The organism is Bacillus sp. RE35, assembly GCF_052146655.1.
GTDB classification, from domain to species: domain Bacteria; phylum Bacillota; class Bacilli; order Bacillales; family Bacillaceae_G; genus Bacillus_A; species Bacillus_A cereus.
In genome coordinates this window covers 4,078,383-4,103,398 of sequence record NZ_CP197377.1, presented here as the reverse complement: position 1 = coordinate 4,103,398, position 25,016 = coordinate 4,078,383, and the positions used below count along the sequence as shown (strand labels likewise).

The window sequence follows — 25,016 nt, the reverse complement described above, 5'->3', positions numbered from 1 at the left end:
AATGAAACAAGTACAAACAAAAAGGGATTGGAAAAAACTTGCATACGACGTAGTGGAAGAGAAGATGATTACGAAAGAAGATGCAATAGCGATATTAGAAGCTGATGATACAGAAGTTTTAGAAATTATGAATGCGGCTTACATTATTCGCCATCATCACTTTGGTAAGAAAGTAAAATTGAATATGATTATTAATACGAAATCTGGATTATGTCCTGAAGATTGTGGATATTGCTCACAGTCTATTATTTCAGAAGCACCGATTGATAAATATGCATGGTTAACGCAGGAGAAGATTGTAGAAGGGGCACATGAAGCAATACGCCGTAAAGCAGGTACATATTGTATTGTAGCGTCTGGTCGTCGTCCGACGGATAAAGAGGTAAATCACGTAATTGGAGCAGTTAAGGAAATTCGTGAAACGACAGACTTGAAGATTTGTTGTTGTTTAGGTTTCTTAAATGAAGATCAAGCAGGACGTTTAGCGGAAGCAGGCGTGCATCGTTATAACCACAACTTAAATACACATGCAAATAATTACGATAGTATTTGTTCAACTCATACGTATGATGATCGTGTTGATACAGTTCAAAAAGCAAAACAAGCGGGCATTTCCCCATGCTCGGGAGCGATTTTTGGCATGGGAGAAACAATTGAAGAGCGTGCTGAAATTGCATTTGAATTACAACGTATAGATGCAGATTCTATCCCTTGTAATTTCCTTGTTGCTGTAAAGGGGACACCTCTTGAAGGACAAAAAGAGTTAACGCCAGTAGAATGTTTAAAAGTACTGGCAATGATGCGTTTTGTAAACCCAACAAAAGAAATTCGTATTTCAGGAGGACGTGAAATCAATTTACGTTCTGTACAGCCAATCGGTTTATTTGCAGCAAATTCTATTTTTGTCGGGGACTACTTAACGACAGCTGGACAAGAGCCGACTGCGGACTGGGGTATGATTGCAGATTTAGGATTTGAGATTGAAGAATGTGCATTATAAGATAGATGAAAAAGCAAACTTGTAAAAGGGTTTGCTTTTTTTGTAAATAAAATGTAATAAATAGTTGTGAACGCTTGATATTATTGGTTTTTAAGCGAAAAAAAGAATTTTTGTGGACGAATTTTCCAAGCCCTAGTTGTACATAGTAAATATGTAATTTATATTGGGTTGGAGGATTTTACATGTACAAATACATATTAGCGATTATGACTTGTTTAATTTTAATAAAAGCAATAAGTTCTGATCCAGTTAAGGCTGCTGAAAATCCTGAACAAAAAGAAATGCAACAAAGAATCGAACAACACTTTCGAACGAAAGCTGAACATTTTGGATTGAAAACGGAAGGAAAAGATTTAAAGGAAGTTAGAAAAGAAATTACTATTATAGAAGAAGCGAAAAAAAGAGAGAATGTATGGAGAACGGCACAAGCTCTTCATATAAAAACAGAAGGAAAAACGATGAATGAATTAATAAAAGATGTACAAAAAAAGGTGAAAAAATAAAAAGAGGCCGCAGCCTCTTTTTTTATGCCCATTGTTTTGATAAGTGAGCCATTTCAATTGCAGCAACAGCTGATTCATATCCTTTATTACCAGCTTTCGTACCTGCGCGTTCAATCGCTTGTTCAATTGTTTCTGTCGTTAATACGCCGAAAATAACTGGGATGTCCATTTGTAGTGATAAAGACGCAACACCTTTTGCTACTTCATTACAAACGTAATCGTAGTGAGTTGTAGCACCTCGGATTACAGTACCTAATGTAATAACAGCATCATACTTTCCGCTACTAGCCATCTTTTTAGCGATTAAAGGAATTTCAAATGCACCAGGAACCCAAGCAACATCAATATCATTTTCTTCTACACCGTGACGCTTTAATCCGTCTAAAGCGCCGCCAAGTAACTTACTTGTAATAAATTCGTTAAAACGTCCAACAACAACTCCAACTTTTAATCCTGTACCAACTAAATGACCTTCGAATACCATAATAAATCTCTCCTTTAATTATAAGTTTAGTAAGTGTCCTAATTTGTTTACTTTCGTTTGTAAATACGATTTATTCTCTTCTTTTGCTGGCATTTGCAACGGTACACGCTCGACTACTTCTAAATCGTAACCTTGTAAGCCAGCAATTTTTCTTGGGTTATTCGTTAATAATCGTAAACTCTGTAAACCTAAATCTTTTAATATTTGAGCACCGATACCGTAATCACGAAGATCAGCAGGGAAGCCGAGTTTTTCATTTGCTTCTACAGTATCGAATCCTTCTTCTTGTAATTTATAAGCACGAAGCTTATTAAGAAGCCCAATGCCTCTTCCTTCTTGCCTCATATAAAGAAGAACACCTTTTCCTTCACGCTCAATTTGAGCAAGTGCTGCATGGAGTTGTGGTCCGCAATCGCAGCGATGTGAACCGAATACATCTCCTGTTAAGCATTCAGAATGAACACGTACAAGTACCGGTTCACCTGTTGAAATATCACCTTTTACAAGTGCGATATGTTCTTTCGTATCTAATGAGTTAGAATAGCCAATTGCGTGGAAAGTACCGAAATCTGTAGGTAATGTAATTTCCACTTCTCTCGTCACAAGTGTTTCATGATGGCGGCGGTAAGCAATTAAATCTTCTATTGTAATCATTTTTATATCAAATTGTTTTGCGCATTCTATTAAATCAGGTACACGTGCCATCGTGCCGTCCTCATTTATAATCTCGCAAATAACTCCAGCTGGTTCGGCACCGCATAGCTTTGCTAAATCAACAGCAGCTTCTGTATGACCTGCACGACGCAGGACACCGCCTTCTTTCGCAATTAATGGAAAGATATGTCCAGGTCGATTGAAATCAGCACCTTTTGATGCGGGGTTTAACAATTCTTGTATCGTAGTTGCACGTTCGTGAGCGCTAATCCCTGTTGTTGTAGAGACATGGTCAATGCTCACTGTAAACGCAGTATGATGTGAATCTGTATTATGAGATACCATTGGTTCTAATTGTAGACGTTCTGCGTACCCTTCCGTAATCGGTACACAAACGAGACCACGGCCATGTGTAATCATAAAATTAATTGTTTCTGGTGTAATGTACTCTGCTAAAGCAATAAAATCGCCTTCATTTTCTCGGTTTTCATCATCACATACGATAACGACTTTACCTTTTTTTAAATCTTCTAGAGCTTCTTCAATACGGTGAAACATTGTGCTTCCCCCTTATAGAAATCCGTTTTCTTGTAAAAAGCTTTCGGTCATTGAACCTACTCGTTTTGTAGGTTTAGTAATAAAGCGTTCAATATATTTACCAATCATGTCACACTCAAAGTTTACGATATCTCCGGCATTTTTTGCTCCAATGACAGATTCGCTTACTGTGTGCGGGATGAGTGAAATCGTTATGGAAGATTCGTCTATATCAAATATCGTTAAACTCGTTCCATCAACAGCAATGGACCCTTTCTGCAAACAATAGCGCAGTAGTTCATCAGAAATTGCTATTTTGTAATAGACGGCATTGTAATGTTGTTTTTTATTTAAAATCGTTCCGATTCCATCAATATGTCCTGAAACGAAATGTCCACCGAATCGTCCGTTTGCAGCCATTGCTCGCTCTAAATTTACTTTAGAGTGCGGTTTAAGCATGCGAAGTGATGTCGACTGCATCGTTTCAGGCATTGCATCAACTGTAAATGAAGTAGTTGTAAAGCTTGTTACAGTTAAGCAAATACCGTTAACCGCGATACTATCACCTAAGTGCACATCTGATAAAATTTTCTTTGCATGAATCGTTAATTTCATCGCTTCTCCGCTTTGTTGCATGTTTGCTATCGTTCCTAATTCTTCTACAATTCCTGTAAACATTTCGTCACCTCGTTTCGGGCATTCGCAACGATTTTTATATCATCACCAATTTGTTTCATCTCTTGAATTTTCAAGAAAAGCGCATTTTGTAATTTTGAAAAACCATTTCCTCCAAATAAAGTAGGAGCATCTTTCCCACCAATTAATTTCGGGCTTATATAGGTTACAATTTCATTAAAATTGTTTGTTTTTAAGAAACTTGCATGAATCGATTGGCCACCTTCAACGAATAGAGAAAGAATTTGTTTCTCTCCAAGAAAGGAAAGAAGGTCCTCGATTTCTATATGTTTCGTTTCCATTTGGAATATAGCTATATTTTTAGATTCATAAGAAGATATCTTCTCTTCCTTTACATCCTTACCGACAATAATCCATGTCGGTGCTAAACCATCTGTTATAACATGAGAAGATGGTGGCGTTCGTAAATGGGTATCTAAAACAACGCGAATAGGATGTTTCCCACCATTTGGAATTCTTGTTGTTAAATGAGGATTATCAGCTATAACTGTATTCACTCCAACAAGAATTGCATCATGTGTATGGCGATATTGGTGAACATCAGCACGTGCTTCTTCACCTGTAATCCACTTACTTTCACCAGTTACAGTTGCTGTTTTTCCATCTAAGCTCATCGCTGTTTTGATTGTTACAAAAGGGCGCTTCGTTTTCATGTAGTGAAAAAAGTAGCGATTTAATAAAACTGCTTCTGCTTCAAGAACACCGGTCGTTACTTCAATTCTAGCTTCCTCTAATCTTCTTTTTCCGTTACCAGAAACGAGCGGATTACAATCGAGAGTAGCAATTACAACACGCTTAACTCCTTTTTCGATGAGCAATTCACAACAAGGTGGTGTTTTTCCAAAGTGGCTACACGGTTCCAGTGTTACATAAACGGTAGCGTCTTTGGCGTTCTGACCAGCCATTTGAAGGGCATGAACTTCTGCGTGTTCTTCACCAGCTCGTAAATGAGCCCCCATACCAACGATGTTTCCATCTTTTACAACAACAGCACCAACCATAGGATTTGGACTTGTTTGTCCTGATGTCCCTTCTGCTAACTGTAGGGCAATCCTCATATATTCTTGATCTGTCATTTTCTTCACCTCTCCTAAAAAAATCAAAAAACCCCAAGGATTTAATATCCTTGGGGTTTGGGAGACGTGATTTCTAGAAATATAGTTTGAATACGAAAGCATAGGAAAGAAACCTAACGATAATTGATATTTCTGCATAAGGAAAAAACCTAGCAAAATATCGAATTTTTAAACGCTAGTTGTCTCTTTTTATTTCAGTATAAAAAATAAGTATAGAAAATTAAACATATATAAAGAATCAAAATGAATCTTTAAAAATATGCATACTGAAATAAAAGTGTATTCACTATATAAAAAACTAGAAACATATCCTTCTCCCATCCAGACTATACTGTCGGCCCTAGAGTTTCACTAGATCCACCGTTTTCGAGTTGAAAACGGGTCACGGACTTAGAAGTTTTCACTTCATCACCGCCGGTTGGGAATTTCACCCGACCCCGAAGGATGCTGTTTGCTCAAATTATAGCACAAAAAAAATAAAAGGCTAGTAAAAAATATTCGAATGTGAAGAATTGTGTGAAAATATATGCAGGCTGGAATGGAAATAAAAGTATTAGAAATGTTGTAAGGAGAAGGGATATAACGGAGTTGCTAAAAAGAAAAAACATGCACAAAAAAATGTGCATGTCACATGTAAAATTATTCTGCCTCTGGTGCTCTAACAACAGACTCGAATTTACCTTTATGCGAAGCGTCGCAATAAGGCATATTTTTTGATAAACCACACCGGCATAAAGAAAATGCCGGTTTTGCTGGGAATACATTCCCTTGTGAGTCGACTAATTCCACGTCCCCTGTAACGCGAAAAGAGCCATTATCATTTACTTTAATTTGTACTTTTGCCAACGTTATCCCTCCTTCCCAAACGCTTAATTTCATCATATAATCAAGGGAAGTGCTTGACAATATAAAAAGAGCACTTTGTTTGAGAAAGAAGAGAGTGTTATAATAGTTTTCATAACTGACTAGAGTAAGGTGACGAGAGATGGATAAACAATTACATACATTACGAAACATTGCAAATGAGCGCACGTGGGCATCATTTTTGAATGATAATCATCCATATAGTTTGTTACATTGGTCCATTGCAGGTGTAGGACAAGAGGCAAAGGATGTTTGGTTACTTCAAGATGAAGTAACATTTCAAACGACAGAATTCCCAACGTTAGATGATGCAATGCAATGGATTTCTGAAAATATGGAACAAGTTACAGACGTTTTAGCGCAATAAAAAACAGGCTTATGCAAGCCTGTTTTTTGTTTCTTTCACATATGTGTTTAAAAATTGATCGACGGCTGCTTCGTACTCTTCTTTATTTTCGTTATAAGAGCAAGCGTGTGCACCGTGTTCTGCAATATAAAGCTGCTTATTATTTTCTTTCGCTTCATATAACGCTTTTGTCATATCAGCTAAAATATAGTCGTCATCTTTACTATGAATAAAGAGAACGGGATTGTTAATGTTTTTTATACAGTCGATTGGTGAAACTTCACGAATTGTATAACCGTCACGAACTTTCAAAAATGCGTTTGCTAAAGGTAATAAAGGCCATTTTGGTAAATGGAATTCAACCTTTAAACGGTGCTGTAATTGTCCGTGAAAATCAGAGAAAGGACAATCTGCAATATAGAAATCAGCACCATCTTCTACAAGTCCTGCGTATTGAAGAAGTGTTGCAGCTCCCATAGATTCACCATGAATACCAAGTGTAATATTGGTGCCAAAACGGTTTTTTAGCCAGTCAACTACGGATTTTAAATCATGTTTTTCATAGTATCCATAGCTTGTTGTTTTTCCGCCAGTTTTACCATGACGACGATGATCGTAAATGAGGACGTTATATCCCCTTTTTAAGAATAAGTTTGCATATTTTACAGAGTTTATTTTATTTACAGTTACACCGTGGCAAAAAACCATAAACTTATTGGTGGAATGACCAGCAGGAATGTAATATCCGTGAAGGTCGTATCCGAATTGTGAAGGGATATGAATTTCTTCTTTATGAAGAGCATCAAAATCCTCTATACGAAAATGTTTTTTCGTTTCTCTTTCGAGTACTTCTTCCTCTGTTTTTTTCTTTAAGTACATCACTTTATTTGTAAAGAAAATCCCAAGGGCAGTTATTGCACCTAGTATAGTAAACAATGCTGCAAAAAAACGTTTCATACTTTACCTCATCCTCCAAATACCGTTACATGTGATACACTTATATTGTATCACAATGATATAAAAGGGGAGAAATAGGAAATGCTGCATATACAAAAAATTACGCCAGCGATGAAAGAAACAATCCGAATGTTCATGTGTGAGAACTGGGGAAGTTCATTGATGGTTTCACGTGGTAAGGGACATCAGTTAGAAGAGTTGCCAGGATTTGTTGCGCTCTCAGATGACAGAATAATCGGAATTATAACGTATGAAGTGACCGGAAATATATGCGAAATTGTATCGCTAGATAGCTTTGAAGAAAGAAAAGGAATAGGGACGAAACTTGTGGATTGTGTATTACAAGTTGCAGAAGAAGAACGGTGCAGACAGGTTTGGCTTATTACAACAAATGATAATATGAATGCGTTACGATTTTACCAAAAACGTAATTTTGTAATGACTAATTTATATGTGAATGCGGTAGAGGAGGCACGAAAAATAAAGAAAGAAATTCCACGTATGGGATATGATAATATCCCAATTTTACATGAAATTCAGTTGGAGTATCGTTTAGTGAAATGATGTAACAATTTTCAGAAATGTGAGTTATTAATCTTGACGGATAGTGTAATTTAGGTTACCGTAAAATTGTAATCTATTACCATATTAAGGGGTGACGATGTGGCAACTATACGTGATGTTGCAAAATTGGCAGGTGTTTCAGTCGCAACCGTTTCACGAGTTATTAATGAAAAAGGATACGTTCATGAGGACACAGTAAAACAAGTAAAGGAAGCAATTGAAGAATTACGTTATAGGCCAAACAGTGCAGCGAAGCCACTATTTAAAGAGAGTTCAACGATAATTGCATTACTTGTAGATAATTTATGTAACCAATCAAACATCACTTTGCTACATTGTATTGAGGAAATAGCATATAAAGAAGGCTATCAAATCATTATTTGTAATATAGAGAATAAAGATAGATACATACATATGCTGAAGCAAAATAACATTGCAGGTGTTATTTTGACGAGAGCAGTTTTTAAAAGTGTAGGAGAAATTCCATTTCCGTTTGTTGTGATCGATGAGCAACAATCACATGGAAATTATTATGAAAGTGGACAGAGAGCTGTTTCTTTATTAAAAGAGAAAGGGTGTCACTTTCTTGCATATTTCGGTGAGGGAGAAGAAAGTGAAGAAATGGAAGATCATATAGCAGGGTTTTTAGACGCTGTTTGGGATGAAGGAATCTCTTATCGAGAAGAATGTGTACAAGGGTATACAAATAAACAATTTATTACATTATTGCAAAACAATCCGTATATAGATGGAATTGTAGCCTCAAGTGATCAGATTGCTATTGAGTTAATTCGGTCAGCGAGATTTCTAAATATACATATACCAGATAAATTGAAAATTGTTGGACCGAATGGGAGTATAGAGTGTGAATGGATAGGTTCATCACTACCGACAATTGAAAGCTATGTCAAAGATAACGGAAAAGTAGCTTTTCAACAATTAAAAGGAAAAATAAAAAAGTAAAAGGTGCGTTTTATACGCACCTTTTTATAATGTAATTGCGGCAATAAAGCCAAATATAAGTAACGGTATATTGTAATGTAGAAAAGTGGGTACACATGTATCCCATATATGATGGTGCTGACCATCAGCATTTAAACCGGATGTTGGTCCAAGGGTACTATCCGATGCTGGAGATCCTGCGTCACCTAGTGCTCCGGCTGTACCGATAATTGCAATTGTGGCCATTGGACTAAATCCAAGCTGAATGCAAAGAGGTACAAAAATGGTTGTTAAGATAGGGATGGTTGAAAAGGATGAACCAATTCCCATCGTAACGAGAAGTCCAATAACGAGCATAAGAAATGCAGCGAGTGGTTTGTTATTTCCGATTATATGTGCACTCGTTTGCACTAGAGATTCAACATGTCCTGTTTTTCGAAGAACAGCGCCGAATCCAGCGGCAGCAATCATAACAAAGCCAATAAAGGACATCATACGCATTCCGCTTGTTAATATTGCATCTGCTTCTTTAAGTGGTAGACTGCCACTAACTGATAAGACGATAATACCTGCTAAAGCACCGAAAATCATGGATTCTGTTGTTAATTGAACAGTTAATGTAGCAATGATAGATAATAACCCGAAAGTAATGCTACGTTTTGTATAGGGAACGATTTCATTTTCGGTAGTATGAATTTGTTCTGTTTCATACGTACGAGGTTTTCGGTACGTAATGAATACCGCTACACATAATCCAATAATCATACCGATTGCTGGAATAGTCATTGCTTTTGGAATAAGTGTGACATCAAATGTAAGGCCGCTTTGCGCAGCGTTGGTTTGCAATACGTCATGATAAATTTTTCCGAACCCTGCAGGGATCCACATATAAGGAGTAATCAATCCAAATGTAATAATACATGTGACAAGTCTGCGATCCACTTTCAGCTCATTTAATACTTTTAAAAGTGCTGGAATTAAGATGGGGATGAAAGCAATGTGAACAGGAATCACATTTTGTGAGAAACAAGCCATCGTTAAAATAATGAATAAAATAAGTATTTTAGAATAAACTTGTTTTTTCGTGTCTTGTTCATTGCCAATCCATTTTAATGCAGTTTGAATCATAGCATCTGGAAGTCCTGTTTTGGAAAGGGAAATAGCGAAACCACCAAGCATTGCATAACTTAAAGCGATTGGAGCACTGTTTCCAAGACCAGTTGTAAAAGTGTTAATCGTTTCTGAAATACCGAGTCCGCCGATAAGTCCGCCTGTTAAAGCTCCAACAATGATGGCGACAATGACCTGGACACGTAACAAACTAAGCAATAGCATAATTGCTACTGCGACGAGTACAGCGTTCATAATAAATGTAATCTCCCTAAATTTTTATTCTGTTAAGACAAGTAAATATGAAACATTTTGCTATGTTTATACATACTTGCGACATATTATTATAAAATGTTTTCTATGAAATGTAAAAGAGCCTTTTGTTACTAATGCTGAAAAGCTAGCTCTTGTTTAATTGATTGTAAAGAATTAGCGAATAATTCTGGTTCTTCTAAATCAGGAGAATGTGCTGAATTTGGGAACCAAATCATCTTTTTTATAGGCGCTTCAATAATATCGCAATATTCCTGAACGAGTGCATAAGGAGTTTGATAATCATAGCGACCAGAACAAAAATAAACTGGAATAGATAAACTTGAGATAGAAGAAAAGAAATCGATTGTCAGCATTTCTTCCCATAAAATTCCAGATTTTAAATTTCCTGCGAGAAACTTGAACCAATCTAATAGCGTATATTCGGGAGAAAAGAAACCTTTTCGTATGAAAGAAAAGGAAGATCCGTTTTGGATTGCGCCTCCAAATGTGCCAAGCCACTTTCTTTGAATAATGAGACGTCTCGTATCTAAAAATGGTGGTTTGCCTAATTTTAAAAGGGAAGCTAATGCTTTTTTATGATCATGTTTTTTTGCAGAATGAATTAAATGTTGATATAGCAATTCTTCATTTTGTTTCATATGTACAATTTGCCCAATACCGATGTAAGCCTCGATATACTTTGGATATTGATGTGCTATGTTAAGCCCAATAATACTTCCCCAAGAATGACCAGCGAGAAATAGTTTTTGTTTGTTGAACTTTTTAAGTACATATTGAATCACTTCTTTTGCATCGGAAACGAATTGTTCGATTGTGAAATTTGCTCCGAAATCTTTCATTGAAAAGGATTTACCAGCTCCGCGCTGATCCCAATTAATAACAATAAATTGCTTCTCTAATTCTTTTTGAAAATGGCGAATAAATCCGATTTGTGCCATCCCAGGTCCGCCGTGACAGCATAATAAAATAGGTTGCTCTACGTTTTGTCCACGCATAAGGAGAGTTTGTTTTCGATTATTAATCATAACGCTTTCTATCGTAGCGATACTATTAGGAATGAGTTGTTTGTTTTCGTTATAGAACTGAGGGGTGTAGCTACGAAAAAGCATATTGAAAACCTCCTTTTGTGAAATCGTATGAATCGCACAGGCTATTCATTTTGCATATACTGTTAGAAAATCATTGTAACATACCATACTAGTGTCATTTCAACACGGGAGGAGGGAAATTGTGACGATTGGAGAAATTATAGATGGTTTAAATAGACGTGAATCCATCGCTATTATAGCAAAACGTCTTGAAATAAGCCCGTATACATTATCGAAGAAATTAAGATTGATTGGATACGAATATGATGGAGAGCAGAAGAAACGTATTTTTGTAGGAGATGGAGAAGAACCACGTCACTTACAACTCCAAGAAGCGACCGCCCTTCAATATGAGAAAACAGATTATCAATTATTAATTTATGAGCAATTACAAAGTATTTATGAGTTATTAAGAAAAAGAGAAGAAGTAATTGCACCAATTGTGAGTAAAAGTACAGAGAAAAAGAGACGAACCTTTTCTATTAATACAGAAATATTAGCAAGATTGGACCTTATATCAGAATCGAAAGGAATTCAAAAATCTAAACTTGTAGAAGAGGCGTTGCAACAATTTTTACAGCAATATGAAGTTGACAAAACATCACATTTTGATAACTAAAGAAAAGGATACTATGTTCATTAGAAGAACGAGTATCCTTTTTATGATGTATATTACGTATAAAATAGAGGATCAGTACAAATCCTTTATACGTGAAAAATGAAATTTATTATTAGAGAAACACTTAATTTACTTTTTGAATTCTTCCATCAATAACTGGCTGAATTGGTTCTTTTAATTGTTTTACGTAATTGACTAACGCTTCAAAGTCGTTTGGCCCAGTTTCTGCATTTTTACCATTTTTAAATGATACGAATCCATCACCGCCAGAAGCTAAGAAGGCATTTGCAACTACGCTATACGTTGTAGATGGAGATAATTCTTCTCCGTTTGTTAAACGTATATTTGTAACTTTTTCACCGTTTGGTTTATTTGCATCCCACGTATATTGAATACCTGAAATTTGAAGCATTCTTGTTGTTCCTTTTTGCCATTGCTGATTTAAAATATCGCGAATGTCTTGACCTGTTAAATCTACTTTAATCAATTGATTTCCAAAAGGTTGAATGCCGTATAACTCACCCCACGTAATATCACCAGCATCTAAGTCATTACGAATGCCACCAGGATTCATGAGGGAGATTTGAGTTTGCATCGTTTGACGCTGAGCATCGGCAACTAAATTTCCAAGAGTGGACTCACCAGCATCATTTTGTTTACGGTCGATAGGTGCTGTAGATTTTCCGACCACTTCATTTACAAGTGGTGCGATTTTTTCTTTATATTGATCTAGTTTTTTCTTTACTTGTTTATCAGGTTCTACACCTTCATGATACGTTGTAATAACTTCAGCTTTTTTCTTTACAATATCCTTTGTTTTACGATCAATTGTTACATCGACGTCTGAGAAAGCCATTCCGTATGAATTTGCTTGGACAATTAGTTTATTATTTACTGTACCATTTACATACGTATGACTATGTCCACCGAAAATAACATCAACTTCTGGGTCTGTTTCATTTGCAATTCGAGTAAGATCGCCATTTGTTACCCCAGACTCATCGGTTGTTCCACCGACATGAGCAAGAACGACGATAGATTTAACGCCGAGGCGTTTTAATTGTTGTGTTGATTTATTAATTGCTTCTACTTCATCAGTAATTTGTACATTGTTAAGCATCGTAGGCATAACGACATTTGGTGTATCAGTTGTAACAACCCCAATGAATCCTACAGGAACACCATCTACCATTTTTACGGTAAATGGTGGTAAAAATAAGCGGCCAGTTGATTTGTTATAGAAATTAGCAGCTACATAGGGGAAGTTAGCCCCTTTGAAATTTCCTGTTTTTTCATGATATCCACCGTAAATGAGGCGTTTCATTTCATCAATGCCTTCATCAAATTCATGGTTCCCGATTGTACCGACATCAAATTTTAAGTCATTTAAAAATTCAATCGTCGGTTCATCTTGTAATAATGCTGAAACTGGTGGACTAGCTCCGACGATATCACCAGCATGTACGAGAAGTGTATTAGGGTTTTGTTTTTTATGTTCTTTTAAATAAGTAGCTAAGTAATCAGCGCCACCAGCTTCTTTATTATTGATTTTTTTAACAGTATCTAGTTGTCCATGGAGATCATTAATACCAAGCATTTGTACGTCTATGTAGCGGTTTTGTTCAGCTGGATTCTGAGATGGGGGAGCGGCAAATACGCTTGAAAAAGTAATGGTGCTTAAAACAGCAACGGCAGGAATAATTTTTTTCCACATAATATAATTCTCCTTTTTTATAATCTGACATCATACGACATAATTTTAATAGATTCATAGGATTATAGCTACATAAAAATTTAGTCTTTTCGAAAAATTAACATATTTACAAAAAGTGAATAATAGAGTAAAGACCCTTTTTTATTGTCGATTTCATTGTGTATCTACTATAATGGAGAAAAAAGTAAAAGGTGAGTAGCATGAAGAAAAAGAAACAAAGACAAATGCAAAGACAATCACAAGTGAATCAACCAAAGAAAGAAACACTTACATTAGGCGATCAATTAAATGATTCACTCATGCAACAATTAAAGAGTAAGAAGAAAGAGTTGCAAGTGAGGGAAGAGGAAAAAGAGGCAGCTGAACTGGAAAGAAAGCGCCAAGAACAAAAAGAACGTGAAAAGAATAAATCATTTGAAGAACTGCTAAGTGAAAGTAACCTTACTTGGAAAGACTTTAAATAATAAAAAAATGATCAGTGAAATACCACTGATCATTTTTTGACGAGCTTGTAAGAAAAGGGGAGTTAGAATGAGAAAAATTGTCGTTGTTCCACATGAAAACCATTGGAGTGAAAAATTTCAAATGGAGGCTAAAAGATTAAAATCAGCGATGCCAGAAACGGTAAAAATTTATCATATTGGAAGTACGTCAGTTCCCGGACTGGCAGCTAAACCTATTATTGATATGATCATGGAAGTAGAAAATATCGAAAGAGTAGATGGGTGGAATGAACGATTTATAGAGCTTGGTTACATCGTAAAAGGGGAAAATGGTATTTCAAGACGCCGATATTTTATTCATGGAACTGAAGAAAAACGCTCGTATCATTTACACGTGTTTGAAAAAGGAAATCCAGAGATAGTAAGGCATTTAGCATTTCGTGATTATATGATGGCTCATTGTGAAGAAGCAGAGGCATATGCAACCTTAAAGAAAGAATTAGCCGAAAAGTATACATATGATGGCGCGTTATATACGGAAGGAAAAAATGAGTTTGTGCGCAATGTGGATGAAAAAGCGAAAGAATGGAGAAAAAATAACGTGAATGAGTGAGTTCACGCTATTTTTTAGCTATATAAAAGTGTTATGTAAACTGTACGTATGTTTTGACTTTTGGGATGAATCTTGTTGAAATAAAATTGTGGCTTATAAAAAATGTAACAATGAAAGGGAGACGACTGTGCATATTCCAACAACTACACTTCATAATGGCGTGAAAATGCCGATGATTGGTCTAGGCGTATATAAAGCGAAAGAAGGAGACGAAGTAAAGCAAGCAGTAAAAACAGCGTTAGAAGTTGGATACCGTTCGATTGATACAGCAACTGTATATGAAAATGAAAGCGGTGTCGGAGAGGCGATACGTGAATCAGGAATTCCAAGAGAAGATATATTTATTACAACAAAAGTATGGAACGACGATCAAGGATATGAGGAGACACTCGAGGCGTTTGAAAAGAGTTTGAAAAAATTACAAATGGACTATGTAGATTTATATTTAATACATTGGCCGGTAAGAGGGAAGTATGTTGATACGTACCGAGCTTTAGAGAAATTGTATGAAGAAGGTAAAGTGCGTGCGATTGGTGTTTCTAATTTTCATAAACATCATTTAGAACTATTATTACCAAATTGCAAAGTGAAGCCGATGGTAAACCAAGTGGAACTTCATCCGATGTTGACGCAATTTGAGTTGCGAAATTATTGTCAAGATGAGCAAATTCAAATGGAAGCATGGAGTCCGTTAATGAGGGGCGGAGAAGTATTCCAGCATCCAATCATTCAGGCTATTGCTAACAAATATGAAAAAACACCTGCACAAGTTATATTAAGGTGGGATATTCAAAGCGGGATTGTTACAATTCCTAAATCTGTTACACCATCTCGTATTAAAGAAAACTTTACTATTTCTGATTTTGCACTAACTGAAGAAGAGATACGTCAAATTAACACGTTGAATCGTGATTTACATGTAGGAACGAATCCTGATAAATATGATACGTTATAAAAAAGACTGTCTCCTAATACTGGAGACAGTCTTCTGTTTTATCGGTAATTCGATATTTTTAACGATGCAAAGCATATGTGTCATATTTAACAATCTTTTGAAGTTGTATATATTCTTCTTTCGTTAAAGGTAACTGTTGACTAGCTCGTATATTTTCCTGTAATTGTTGAAGAGAGCTTGCACCAGGTATAACAGCTGCAACAGTCTTATTATGTAAGCAATATTGAATAGCTGTTCCTGTTAAAGAGCGTTCTCCAATCATTTCTTTTACACTTGCTAGAGTTGCATGTAATTCATCGTAAGAATAAGAGAGATAATCCTTTTCCTTTACTCTTTCTATCTTTCTTGCATTATTGTCAGTTAAAATTCCTTTTGCAAGTGGCCCGCGGGCAATGACGCTAATTTGGTGTTCATTTAGAAGGGGGAACCATTCTTCTGGACGACGATTTAAAAGGTTATATTCCATTAGTACACTAACGATGTTTGAGCGTTTTGCATATTCACGAACGACATTTGGGCGTATAGAAGAAATACCGTAATGGCGAATAATACCTTCCTTTTTCAATTCTTCAAAAGCTTCAATTGTTTCATCTATTGGATCTTCAATTGTTCCGCCATGAAGTTGGTAAAGGTCAATATAATCAGTTTGAAGTCTACGTAAACTTTCCTTTACTTCAGTCTTTATGTAAGCTTTAGAAGGATCCCAAGACCAGCCATTTTTTTCTTCTGTCCAACGATTTCCAACCTTCGTTGTAAGTACAATTTGGTCTCTTCTTCCCTTCAAGGCTTTTCCAACAAATTCTTCATTTAATCCGTAATCATATAAATCTGCTGTATCAAAAAAATTAATTCCTAAATCGATCGCTTCATCGATAATATGCATAGCTTCTGTTTCAGATGTACCGAGAGACATACAGCCAAGGCCCATTTCTGTAACAAACAAATCTGAGTTTCCTAATTGACGTTTTTTCATAGGTCAACCTCCTTACCTTTATTGTACGAGAGGGAAAAGAGGTTGACAAACGTTTACTTTCCGCTTCGCATTAACTGCCCGTAAAAGCATGATTAATGTTTCACTTTATTTGCTGTAATCCACTCTTGTACAGTTGTATACTCTTTGCTATATTGCTTTAGCTTATGGCGAATTTGCCATGCTTTTCCGACTAAAGTGACGCGATTTGGTAAAATATAAACTTTCATTTCTATCACGCTCCTTTCAATGTGGTAAAATGTATGAGGAAAGAATAGGAAATAGAACAGGGAGATGAAGTAGTATGAGTAATCTTGCAGAGAGAACAGTAAAAACTGAGCCAATTTTTGATGGTAGAGTTATAAAAGTTCGTGTTGATGATGTAGTATTACCAAATGGAGCAATGAGTAAACGTGAAATTGTAAATCACCCTGGTGCAGTTGCTATTATTGCTATTACTGATGAGGGGAAAATTGTGCTTGTTGAGCAGTATCGTAAAGCACTTGAAAAGGCGATTATAGAAATTCCGGCTGGCAAGTTAGAACCTGGTGAAAAACCTGAGGTAACAGCAGTTCGTGAATTAGAAGAGGAAACAGGATATGTATGTGAAAATATGGAGCTCATTACTTCTTTCTATACATCTCCAGGATTCGCAGATGAAATTTTATATGTATATAAAGCGACAGGTTTGACAAGAAAAGAAAATAAAGCTGAGTTAGATGAAGATGAGTTTGTGGAATTAATGGAAGTATCGTTAGAAGAAGCGATTACTCTTATGAAAGATCTTCGTATTCATGATGCGAAGACGATGTTTGCAGTACAATATTTACAACTACAAAAATAAACACTCGCCAAAGGCGAGTGTTTTTTAATTGATTTTTGCATATACACGTGCATCACGTAAGCTACCATCTGGTGCTAGGAAGTCATTTTCCATTGTCCCTTCTAGAATGAATTCTAGACGTTCTGCTAAGCTACATGCATTTATATTTGTTGCATCAGTACGAATTTCAATTCTTCTAGCGCCTAGTTTATCAAAGGCGAACTGAATTGCACCTTTAACAGCTTCGGTCATATAGCCTTGTTTTGTATAGGCACTATGTAGCCAGAAGTGAAGTGAAAACTTTGGAATATCCCAGTTTTCAGGCTTTAGTGTAATTGCTCCGATGAATGTACCAGATACTTTATCGTATAAGTGAAAATCAAGTGTTTCACGAAGTAAAAACTGTCCGTGAGCTTCGCGAACAATTTCTTCAGCACTCTCTTCTGTTTCAGCGTTAATTGGTATCCACGGTACTAAGTTTTCTAGAGAAGCTTGGATTGCTTCATATACTTCTGCACCATCACCTGGAAATGGTTTACGAACTTGCAAGCGTTCAGTTTGAAATAATGTTGGAAAATCTAATAATAATGGTTTCAAGAGAAATCCCTCCTATTCTCTACTTTTTAGTTTAGCAAAGTAGAGCGGAATTTCAATGTTAATTCGTCATACTTTTTTCTTTCTTTCATACATTTTTAATAAGAGTGTGAACGGAGGGAAGAAAAATGTGGCGAAAAAATTGGCAAGACCGTGTAATGTCTCACATACAGGAAAACTCTTCATTATATATATTTAACGCTGTTTTATTATTGATGGGAGTAATATTCGGAGCCATTCTCGTGAATAGTTTACAAATCAATCAAAAACAAGATTTATCATTTTATTTACAACGTTTTTTTGGACAAGTCTCTAAAGGAGAATTTGCCATTGCGGGCGAAATGTTTCGAGAAAGTTACTTTTCGCAATTAAAATACATCGGATTTATTTGGATTTTAGGAATTTCAATTATTGGATTACCACTTATTTTTATTTTATTATTTGTAAAAGGAGTTGTCGTTGGATTTACAGTTGGTTTTTTAGTAAGTCAGCATGGATGGAATGGACTATTATTAGCATTTGTATCTGTTTTGCCACAAAATTTAATTATCATTCCAGTCTTTCTCGTTATGACAACCATTGCTGCAAGTTTTTCTTTACGGATGATTAGGCATCAATTTATTAGAAAAATAACCGAGCCACTATTACCATTATTAATCCGTTATACATGCTTCTTTCTCGTAATTGGAGTGGTGTTAGCACTTGCTTCTAGTGTGGAGGCTTACGCATCACCAGTTTTAATGAAAGAAGTCGTTGAGGCTATTAATAAAAAATAAATACTTTTTGAGAATAATTATCAATTTGTTTTTATTGTTTTTTCTTTTGACAGAAGCCCTTCTTCTGATATAATGGTGTAAGAGTGGCGAGGAGGGAGTAGTACCGAATGGAAGAAAGAATTGAACGAATTAAGAAGCAATTACATGCAGCGAGCTACAAATTAACACCGCAACGTGAAGCAACAGTTCGTGTGCTGCTAGAAAATGAAGAAGATCATTTAAGCGCAGAAGATGTTTACCTCCTTGTAAAAGAAAAGTCGCCAGAGATCGGATTAGCAACCGTCTATCGAACTTTAGAACTATTATCTGAGTTAAAAGTTGTCGATAAGATTAACTTCGGAGACGGTGTTTCACGCTATGACTTACGCCAAGAAGGTGCGCAGCGTTTCCACCATCATTTGATTTGTACACAATGTGGTGCTGTACAAGAAATACAAGAAGATTTACTTGGTGAAGTGGAAAGGAAAGTAGAACGAGACTGGAGCTTTAAGGTGAAAGATCATCGTTTAACATTCCATGGGATTTGTAAAAATTGTCAAGAAAATGAAACGGATGAAAAATAACCTTTTCCTATTTATCTAGGAAGAGGTTTTTTATTTGAATAAGGTATAAATTGGTGAAAGCTTGGCATATGTTGTAATAACTTATATTTTGGAGGAATTTACAATGCGCCGAGCTTTAAAATTAACTTTTGATGGAATAAAAGTATTTTTATTATTTACAAGTTGTACGATTTTGTTTTATTTCGCTATACTATGGATAAATGAAGAATATGAAAGCTATCATCGTTATGAAAAACCTAAAGAAGAGACTGTAGAAAAAGTATCAGGGAATGAAGAACCGGCAAAGGATGCTTTCGTAAATAGAATGATGTTTTTCTATGAAAATGGGGAGTAGTGTAGAGTGGAAGATCAATTAAAAGATTTTATTCATTATATGGTTGTCGAAAAAGGATTAGCAAAGAATACAGTAGTATCTTATGAACGGGATTTAAAAAGCTACGTAAAGTATTTGCAAAATGTGGAACAGACGAAAACTTTTCATGAAGTGACCCGTTTACACATTGTTAACTTTTTGCAGTATTTAAAAGAGAACGGAAAATCTTCGAAAACATTGGCGCGTCATATCGCATCAATTCGTTCGTTCCACCAATTTTTACTTCGTGAACGAGCGGTAGAACACGATCCATCCGTACATATTGAAACGCCACAAGGGGAACGGAAATTACCAAAGGTATTATCAGTTGATGAAGTAGAGGCGTTACTTCAAACACCAAAAATGACAAGTGCTTTTGGTATTCGTGATAAGGCGATGCTAGAGTTACTGTATGCGACAGGACTTCGTGTTTCAGAATTGATTGCACTCAATTTAGAAGATGTACATTTAACGATGGGATTTGTTCGTTGCATAGGGAAAGGGAATAAAGAAAGAATTATTCCACTAGGAAGTTTAGCAACGGAAGCGATTCAAAAGTATATTGAAAAAGGAAGAAGAGAATTAATGGGGAAAAAAGTAGTAGATGCACTCTTTTTAAACCATCATGGTAATCGATTATCAAGACAAGGATTTTGGAAAATATTAAAACGATTAGCGAAAGAGGCAAATATTGAAAAAGAACTTACACCTCATACGTTGCGTCACTCGTTTGCTACGCACTTATTAGAAAATGGAGCAGATTTACGTGCTGTACAAGAAATGCTTGGACATGCAGATATTTCAACTACGCAAATCTATACGCACGTTTCAAAAACTAGATTAAAAGATGTATATAAACAGTTTCATCCGAGAGCATAGTTACTATGCTCTTTTTTTCATAGATTAAGAGGGGAAGACCGTTTCACAGAAACTTCACAAACATTTCGTATATTGTTTTCAGCAGAAGACTAGAATATTACAATGTATTTCCTCTATACTAAATAAAGTATAAAGGAGGAAATGATGATGAAAAAACTGATTATAACTTTATTTATCGCGATGCTAGCGTTGGCTGGCTGTAATACAAACAAAGAAGAACCGAAAAAAGAACAGAAACTTGAAGCTGTAAAAGTAGCAGTCCAAACAAATCCGAAAGAAATTAAACCAGGTGAAAAAACAGAAGTACAAGCACTTGTTACACAAGGGAAAGAAAAAGTAACGGATGCCGATGATGTAAAGTTTGAAATTTGGAAAGATGGCGACGAAAAGCACGAGATGTTAGATGGTAAGCATAAAGGAAAAGGTGTTTATGCAGTAGAGAAAACATTCGAAACGGATGGAGTATACCATATTATTGCTCACACAAATGCACGTGAAATGCACGTTATGCCAGAAGTGAAAGTTGCTGTAGGAAATGCGAAAGTAGAAGATGCGAAAAAAGAAAATAGTGATCACAGTGCAGGACATGGAGATCATAAAAGTGACACAATGATCCATCTTATGGCTGGAGACATAAAGGCAAATGCTGAATCTACAATGAAAGTTCATTTAAAGCAAAAAGAAGAAGCATTAACTGGTGCTGAAGTACAACTAGAGATTTGGAAAGATGGTGTTGAAAAACACGAATTTATTCCAGCGAAAGAAGGGAATAAAGGAGAGTATGAAACGAAACATACTTTCAAAGAGAACGGTGCTTACAAAGTGAAAGTACATGTAAGAAAAGGCGAATTGCATGAACATAAAGAAGAAACAATAGAAGTAAAATAAAAAGTAGCTCTTTAGAGCTACTTTTTATTTTTAATATGAAGAAATAAATCATAAAAAAATTAGCACTTCGTTGCAGAATGGATTACAATAGAAGTGTGAAGAAAATGAGAAATTCTACGAAAATGTATTAAAAAGAAAGCGTAAACATGTTATGATATCAGTATCAGATGTCTGACATCTGACTTAGAAAAAACTAGAAATGTTTTTGAATCGTTTCAAGTAAACGAAATAGGTTAGAAAATGATTTAAAGAAGTACTGTTTGACAATGAGAATTCTTTTGGATAACAGTTTCACTTTATAGCGTTTTGAACATACTACAAGAAGTAGAACTGAACTTATAGGAGGTCGCAGTTATGAATAAATATAAACGTATATTCCTAGTCGTAATGGACTCTGTGGGAATCGGTGAAGCACCAGATGCTGAGCAATTTGGTGATCTAGGATCTGACACAATTGGTCACATTGCTGAACATATGAATGGGTTACAAATGCCTAACATGGTGAAATTAGGTCTTGGTAACATTCGAGAAATGAAAGGTATCTCTAAAGTAGAGAAACCACTTGGATATTACACAAAAATGCAAGAGAAATCTACTGGTAAAGATACAATGACAGGTCACTGGGAAATCATGGGCCTTTACATTGATACACCATTCCAAGTGTTCCCAGAAGGATTTCCGAAAGAATTACTTGATGAATTAGAAGAAAAAACAGGCCGTAAAATTATCGGTAATAAGCCAGCTTCTGGAACTGAGATTCTTGATGAACTTGGTCAAGAGCAAATGGAAACAGGCTCTTTAATCGTTTATACTTCTGCTGATAGCGTATTACAAATTGCAGCACACGAAGAAGTAGTGCCACTTGATGAGTTATATAAAATCTGTAAAATTGCACGTGAATTAACATTAGATGAGAAATACATGGTAGGTCGTGTTATTGCTCGTCCATTCGTTGGTGAACCTGGAAACTTTACACGTACACCAAATCGTCATGACTATGCATTAAAACCATTCGGCCGTACAGTAATGAACGAATTAAAAGATAGTGACTACGATGTAATTGCTATTGGTAAAATCTCTGATATTTATGATGGTGAAGGGGTAACTGAATCACTTCGTACGAAGTCTAACATGGATGGAATGGATAAGCTTGTAGATACGTTAAATATGGACTTTACAGGTCTTAGCTTCTTAAACTTAGTTGACTTTGATGCATTATTCGGCCACCGCCGTGATCCACAAGGATACGGAGAAGCTCTGCAAGAATATGATGCACGTCTTCCAGAAGTATTCGCAAAACTAAAAGAAGATGATCTATTATTAATTACAGCAGACCACGGTAATGATCCTATTCACCCTGGTACTGACCATACACGTGAATATGTACCATTATTAGCATATAGCCCAAGCATGAAAGAAGGCGGACAAGAGTTACCACTTCGTCAAACATTTGCTGATATTGGTGCAACAGTAGCAGAAAACTTCGGTGTGAAAATGCCAGAATACGGAACAAGCTTCTTAAACGAGCTAAAGAAATAGGGGGATAAACAAATGAATCGTGAACTTATTACAAAATCAGCTTCATACTTAAAAGAGAAATTTCAAGAGACACCACAAGTAGGACTAATCCTTGGATCAGGACTAGGTGTATTAGCAGACGAAATTGAGAATGCAGTAACAGTACCTTACAGTGAAATCCCTGAATTCCCAGTATCAACTGTAGAAGGCCATGCAGGTCAACTAGTATTTGGTACACTTCAAGGTGTAACAGTAGTAGCAATGCAAGGACGTTTCCACTTCTATGAAGGATACGACATGCAAAAAGTAACATTCCCAGTTCGTGTTATGAAAGAACTAGGTGTAGAAACAGTAGTTGTAACAAACGCAGCTGGTGGTGTAAATACATCATTTGAGCCAGGCGATCTTATGTTAATTTCAGACCACATTAACTTCATGGGTACGAATCCATTAATCGGACCGAATGATTCTGAAATGGGCGTACGTTTCCCTGATATGTCTACATCATATACAGTAGAACTTCGCGAAATGGCGAAACAAGTTGCAGCAGACTTAAATATTAAAGTACAAGAAGGTGTATACGTAGGAATGACAGGTCCTGTATATGAAACACCTGCTGAAATTCGTATGCTTCGTACACTTGGCGGAGATGCAGTTGGTATGTCAACAGTACCTGAAGTAATTGTAGCGCGTCACGCTGGTATGAAAGTATTAGGTATTTCTTGTATTTCAAATATGGCAGCTGGTATTTTAGATCAACCACTTCACCACGATGAAGTAATTGAAACGACAGAACGTGTTAAAGCTAACTTCTTAGCATTAGTAAAAGCAATCGTAAAACAAATGAAGGGGTGACTTCACAATGAGAATGGTGGACCTAATTGCAAAAAAACGTGACGGACATGCATTAACGACAGAAGAAATTAACTTTATTGTTGAAGGATATACGAATGGTGATATTCCTGATTATCAAGTAAGTTCACTTGCAATGGCAATTTTCTTCCAAGATATGAACGATCAAGAGCGTGCTGATTTAACGATGGCAATGGTAAATAGCGGTGATACAATCGACTTATCGGCTATTGAAGGTGTAAAAGTAGATAAGCATTCAACAGGTGGTGTTGGTGATACAACGACACTTGTATTAGGTCCATTAGTAGCTGCTTTAGATGTACCAGTAGCGAAAATGTCTGGACGCGGTTTAGGACATACTGGTGGTACAATTGATAAATTAGAAGCAGTTCCAGGATTCCATGTGGAAATTGAAAACGATGAATTCATGCGTCTTGTAAATGAAAACAAAATCGCTGTTATCGGCCAAAGTGGTAACTTAACACCTGCTGATAAAAAGCTATATGCACTTCGTGATGTAACAGCAACAGTAAACTCAATTCCGCTTATTGCAAGTTCGATTATGAGTAAAAAAATTGCTGCTGGTGCAGATGCAATTGTTCTTGATGTAAAAACTGGAGCAGGTGCATTTATGAAAACGGATGAAGATGCAAAACGTTTAGCAGAAGCAATGGTACGTATCGGTAATAACGTTGGTCGTAATACGATGGCAGTTATTTCTGATATGAGTCAACCACTCGGTGAAGCTATCGGTAACGCATTAGAAGTTCAAGAAGCAATTGATACATTACAAGGTAAAGGGCCGAAAGATTTAGAAGAGCTATGTTTAACACTTGGAAGTCAAATGGTGTACCTTGCTGGACAAGCTTCATCTTTAGAAGATGCACGTGAAAAGCTAATTGAAGTAATGAACAACGGAAAAGCGCTAGAATCATTTAAAACGTTCTTATCAGCGCAAGGCGGTGACGCATCTGTTGTTGATGACCCTTCTAAATTGCCACAAGCACAATTTAAAATTGAAGTGGAAGCGAAAGAAGACGGATATGTATCAGAAATCGTTGCAGACGAAATCGGAACAGCAGCAATGCTTTTAGGAGCAGGACGTGCAACGAAAGAGTCTGAAATTGATTTAGCAGTTGGTCTAATGCTGCGCAAAAAAGTAGGCGATAGCGTGAAGCAAGGTGAATCTCTCGTTACAATTTACGCAAACCGCGAAAATGTTGAAGATGTAAAAGCGAAAATTTATGAGAACATGAAGATCTCTAAAGAACACGTAGATGCACCAACTTTAGTACACGGTATCGTAACGAAGTAATAAAAAAAGCTGAGGAGATTTCTCCTTGGCTTTTTTTACTATTTT

At 36.1% G+C, this 25,016-nt stretch carries 30 protein-coding genes and 1 riboswitch; of the genes, 18 read left to right on the top strand and 12 right to left on the bottom strand.

The genetic code is table 11. The annotated features are described in order from the left end of the window. The first annotated feature begins 1 nt into the window (after position 1). Together bioB and ACTL4X_RS20845 are read left to right on the top strand one after the other, a co-directional pair. Positions 2 to 1,000, top strand: a complete 999-nt coding sequence (gene bioB / locus ACTL4X_RS20850) for a biotin synthase (protein ID WP_000815856.1) — start codon at positions 2 to 4, stop codon at positions 998 to 1,000. A 182-nt stretch (positions 1,001 to 1,182) separates the two neighbouring features. Beyond that, a complete protein-coding gene (locus ACTL4X_RS20845; RefSeq protein ID WP_000280032.1) occupies positions 1,183 to 1,503 on the top strand; it encodes a hypothetical protein in 321 nt (106 codons plus the stop codon). A gap of 22 nt (positions 1,504 to 1,525) precedes the next feature. Here ACTL4X_RS20845 and ribH read toward each other — a convergent pair whose 3' ends face one another. The 5 genes from ribH to ACTL4X_RS20820 form a co-directional block, all read right to left on the bottom strand. Continuing rightward, a complete protein-coding gene (ribH, locus tag ACTL4X_RS20840; RefSeq protein ID WP_000230895.1) occupies positions 1,526 to 1,987 on the bottom strand; it encodes a 6,7-dimethyl-8-ribityllumazine synthase in 462 nt (153 codons plus the stop codon). 18 nt (positions 1,988 to 2,005) lie between these two features. Next, entirely contained in the window at positions 2,006 to 3,199 is a 1,194-nt protein-coding gene (ribBA, locus tag ACTL4X_RS20835; RefSeq protein ID WP_000468976.1) for a bifunctional 3,4-dihydroxy-2-butanone 4-phosphate synthase/GTP cyclohydrolase II, read from the bottom strand. A 12-nt stretch (positions 3,200 to 3,211) separates the two neighbouring features. Beyond that, on the bottom strand, positions 3,212 to 3,856 hold the full coding sequence (gene ribE / locus ACTL4X_RS20830) for a riboflavin synthase subunit alpha (RefSeq protein ID WP_441394948.1): 645 nt from the start codon (positions 3,854 to 3,856) through the stop codon (positions 3,212 to 3,214). After that, complete coding sequence (gene ribD / locus ACTL4X_RS20825) at positions 3,838 to 4,950, bottom strand: bifunctional diaminohydroxyphosphoribosylaminopyrimidine deaminase/5-amino-6-(5-phosphoribosylamino)uracil reductase RibD (protein ID WP_017657346.1); 1,113 nt, start codon at positions 4,948 to 4,950, stop codon at positions 3,838 to 3,840. Before ribD ends, ribE begins: the two co-directional genes overlap by 19 nt. Before the next feature lie 305 nt (positions 4,951 to 5,255). Next, positions 5,256 to 5,399: riboswitch (FMN riboswitch) on the bottom strand. 190 nt (positions 5,400 to 5,589) lie between these two features. Continuing rightward, positions 5,590 to 5,796 carry a CDGSH iron-sulfur domain-containing protein gene (locus ACTL4X_RS20820; protein ID WP_001151582.1) on the bottom strand — a complete coding sequence of 69 codons (207 nt, stop codon included), beginning with the start codon at positions 5,794 to 5,796 and terminating at the stop codon, positions 5,590 to 5,592. A 139-nt stretch (positions 5,797 to 5,935) separates the two neighbouring features. On the opposite strand from ACTL4X_RS20820, the gene ACTL4X_RS20815 reads away from it, so the two are divergent. After that, positions 5,936 to 6,181, top strand: a complete 246-nt coding sequence (locus ACTL4X_RS20815; protein ID WP_000360793.1) for a DUF2552 family protein — start codon at positions 5,936 to 5,938, stop codon at positions 6,179 to 6,181. A gap of 9 nt (positions 6,182 to 6,190) precedes the next feature. On the opposite strand, the gene ACTL4X_RS20810 is transcribed toward ACTL4X_RS20815, so the two are convergent. Continuing rightward, positions 6,191 to 7,117 (bottom strand): alpha/beta hydrolase, encoded by a 927-nt coding sequence (locus ACTL4X_RS20810; RefSeq protein WP_000819234.1) that lies wholly within the window; start codon positions 7,115 to 7,117, stop codon positions 6,191 to 6,193. An 81-nt stretch (positions 7,118 to 7,198) separates the two neighbouring features. Between ACTL4X_RS20810 and ACTL4X_RS20805 the strand changes: the two genes are divergently transcribed. Then, complete coding sequence (locus ACTL4X_RS20805) at positions 7,199 to 7,681, top strand: GNAT family N-acetyltransferase (protein WP_000902435.1); 483 nt, start codon at positions 7,199 to 7,201, stop codon at positions 7,679 to 7,681. Positions 7,682 to 7,780: 99 nt separating this feature from the next. Further along, entirely contained in the window at positions 7,781 to 8,644 is an 864-nt protein-coding gene (locus ACTL4X_RS20800) for a LacI family DNA-binding transcriptional regulator (protein WP_000201363.1), read from the top strand. Positions 8,645 to 8,668: 24 nt separating this feature from the next. Here the strand turns inward: ACTL4X_RS20800 and ACTL4X_RS20795 are convergent, their stop codons facing one another. Both ACTL4X_RS20795 and ACTL4X_RS20790 read right to left on the bottom strand, forming a co-directional pair. Next, positions 8,669 to 9,988 carry a Na+/H+ antiporter family protein gene (locus tag ACTL4X_RS20795; RefSeq protein WP_000994816.1) on the bottom strand — a complete coding sequence of 440 codons (1,320 nt, stop codon included), beginning with the start codon at positions 9,986 to 9,988 and terminating at the stop codon, positions 8,669 to 8,671. Between the two features lie 131 nt (positions 9,989 to 10,119). Continuing rightward, on the bottom strand, positions 10,120 to 11,118 hold the full coding sequence (locus tag ACTL4X_RS20790; protein ID WP_000898969.1) for an alpha/beta fold hydrolase: 999 nt from the start codon (positions 11,116 to 11,118) through the stop codon (positions 10,120 to 10,122). Positions 11,119 to 11,239: 121 nt separating this feature from the next. Here ACTL4X_RS20790 and ACTL4X_RS20785 point away from each other — a divergent pair, with 121 nt between their 5' ends. Continuing rightward, positions 11,240 to 11,716 carry a ribbon-helix-helix domain-containing protein gene (locus ACTL4X_RS20785; RefSeq protein ID WP_000151931.1) on the top strand — a complete coding sequence of 159 codons (477 nt, stop codon included), beginning with the start codon at positions 11,240 to 11,242 and terminating at the stop codon, positions 11,714 to 11,716. Between the two features lie 124 nt (positions 11,717 to 11,840). On the opposite strand, the gene ACTL4X_RS20780 is transcribed toward ACTL4X_RS20785, so the two are convergent. Beyond that, positions 11,841 to 13,430 carry a bifunctional metallophosphatase/5'-nucleotidase gene (locus ACTL4X_RS20780; RefSeq protein ID WP_000265550.1) on the bottom strand — a complete coding sequence of 530 codons (1,590 nt, stop codon included), beginning with the start codon at positions 13,428 to 13,430 and terminating at the stop codon, positions 11,841 to 11,843. A gap of 200 nt (positions 13,431 to 13,630) precedes the next feature. Here ACTL4X_RS20780 and ACTL4X_RS20775 point away from each other — a divergent pair, with 200 nt between their 5' ends. The 3 genes from ACTL4X_RS20775 to ACTL4X_RS20765 all read left to right on the top strand — a co-directional run bounded on the left by ACTL4X_RS20775 (position 13,631) and on the right by ACTL4X_RS20765 (position 15,441). Next, positions 13,631 to 13,894 (top strand): YqkE family protein, encoded by a 264-nt coding sequence (locus ACTL4X_RS20775; RefSeq protein WP_000727561.1) that lies wholly within the window; start codon positions 13,631 to 13,633, stop codon positions 13,892 to 13,894. A gap of 67 nt (positions 13,895 to 13,961) precedes the next feature. Then, positions 13,962 to 14,486, top strand: coding sequence for a GrpB family protein (locus tag ACTL4X_RS20770; RefSeq protein ID WP_001227190.1), 525 nt, complete (start codon positions 13,962 to 13,964; stop codon positions 14,484 to 14,486). 127 nt (positions 14,487 to 14,613) lie between these two features. Then, on the top strand, positions 14,614 to 15,441 hold the full coding sequence (locus ACTL4X_RS20765) for an aldo/keto reductase (RefSeq protein WP_000547993.1): 828 nt from the start codon (positions 14,614 to 14,616) through the stop codon (positions 15,439 to 15,441). A 58-nt stretch (positions 15,442 to 15,499) separates the two neighbouring features. Here the strand turns inward: ACTL4X_RS20765 and ACTL4X_RS20760 are convergent, their stop codons facing one another. Next, the gene (locus tag ACTL4X_RS20760; RefSeq protein WP_000747210.1) at positions 15,500 to 16,414 is read right to left on the bottom strand and encodes an aldo/keto reductase; all 915 of its coding nucleotides are present in this window, start codon (positions 16,412 to 16,414) and stop codon (positions 15,500 to 15,502) included. A gap of 92 nt (positions 16,415 to 16,506) precedes the next feature. Next, complete coding sequence (mciZ, locus tag ACTL4X_RS20755) at positions 16,507 to 16,641, bottom strand: Z-ring formation inhibitor MciZ (protein WP_000870302.1); 135 nt, start codon at positions 16,639 to 16,641, stop codon at positions 16,507 to 16,509. 74 nt (positions 16,642 to 16,715) lie between these two features. Here mciZ and ACTL4X_RS20750 point away from each other — a divergent pair, with 74 nt between their 5' ends. Further along, positions 16,716 to 17,255: an NUDIX hydrolase gene (locus tag ACTL4X_RS20750; RefSeq protein ID WP_000067042.1), complete on the top strand. Its 540-nt coding sequence runs from the start codon at positions 16,716 to 16,718 to the stop codon at positions 17,253 to 17,255. Positions 17,256 to 17,279: 24 nt separating this feature from the next. Here the strand turns inward: ACTL4X_RS20750 and ACTL4X_RS20745 are convergent, their stop codons facing one another. Then, complete coding sequence (locus ACTL4X_RS20745; RefSeq protein ID WP_000803498.1) at positions 17,280 to 17,831, bottom strand: GNAT family N-acetyltransferase; 552 nt, start codon at positions 17,829 to 17,831, stop codon at positions 17,280 to 17,282. 155 nt (positions 17,832 to 17,986) lie between these two features. On the opposite strand from ACTL4X_RS20745, the gene spoIIM reads away from it, so the two are divergent. The 8 genes from spoIIM to ACTL4X_RS20705 all read left to right on the top strand — a co-directional run bounded on the left by spoIIM (position 17,987) and on the right by ACTL4X_RS20705 (position 24,971). Then, positions 17,987 to 18,604: a stage II sporulation protein M gene (gene spoIIM / locus ACTL4X_RS20740; RefSeq protein ID WP_013142149.1), complete on the top strand. Its 618-nt coding sequence runs from the start codon at positions 17,987 to 17,989 to the stop codon at positions 18,602 to 18,604. A 107-nt stretch (positions 18,605 to 18,711) separates the two neighbouring features. Further along, positions 18,712 to 19,167 (top strand): ferric iron uptake transcriptional regulator, encoded by a 456-nt coding sequence (gene fur / locus ACTL4X_RS20735; protein WP_000392657.1) that lies wholly within the window; start codon positions 18,712 to 18,714, stop codon positions 19,165 to 19,167. A 103-nt stretch (positions 19,168 to 19,270) separates the two neighbouring features. Continuing rightward, complete coding sequence (locus tag ACTL4X_RS20730; RefSeq protein ID WP_001250432.1) at positions 19,271 to 19,501, top strand: YqzK family protein; 231 nt, start codon at positions 19,271 to 19,273, stop codon at positions 19,499 to 19,501. A 6-nt stretch (positions 19,502 to 19,507) separates the two neighbouring features. Continuing rightward, entirely contained in the window at positions 19,508 to 20,398 is an 891-nt protein-coding gene (xerD, locus tag ACTL4X_RS20725) for a site-specific tyrosine recombinase XerD (protein WP_000390088.1), read from the top strand. A 147-nt stretch (positions 20,399 to 20,545) separates the two neighbouring features. Beyond that, complete coding sequence (locus tag ACTL4X_RS20720; protein WP_000733456.1) at positions 20,546 to 21,286, top strand: FixH family protein; 741 nt, start codon at positions 20,546 to 20,548, stop codon at positions 21,284 to 21,286. Between the two features lie 354 nt (positions 21,287 to 21,640). Further along, positions 21,641 to 22,825: a phosphopentomutase gene (gene deoB, locus ACTL4X_RS20715; protein ID WP_001046079.1), complete on the top strand. Its 1,185-nt coding sequence runs from the start codon at positions 21,641 to 21,643 to the stop codon at positions 22,823 to 22,825. Between the two features lie 12 nt (positions 22,826 to 22,837). Continuing rightward, the gene (locus ACTL4X_RS20710) at positions 22,838 to 23,659 is read left to right on the top strand and encodes a purine-nucleoside phosphorylase (RefSeq protein WP_001078446.1); all 822 of its coding nucleotides are present in this window, start codon (positions 22,838 to 22,840) and stop codon (positions 23,657 to 23,659) included. 7 nt (positions 23,660 to 23,666) lie between these two features. Next, positions 23,667 to 24,971 (top strand): pyrimidine-nucleoside phosphorylase, encoded by a 1,305-nt coding sequence (locus tag ACTL4X_RS20705; protein WP_001243069.1) that lies wholly within the window; start codon positions 23,667 to 23,669, stop codon positions 24,969 to 24,971. Positions 24,972 to 25,016: the final 45 nt, after the last annotated feature.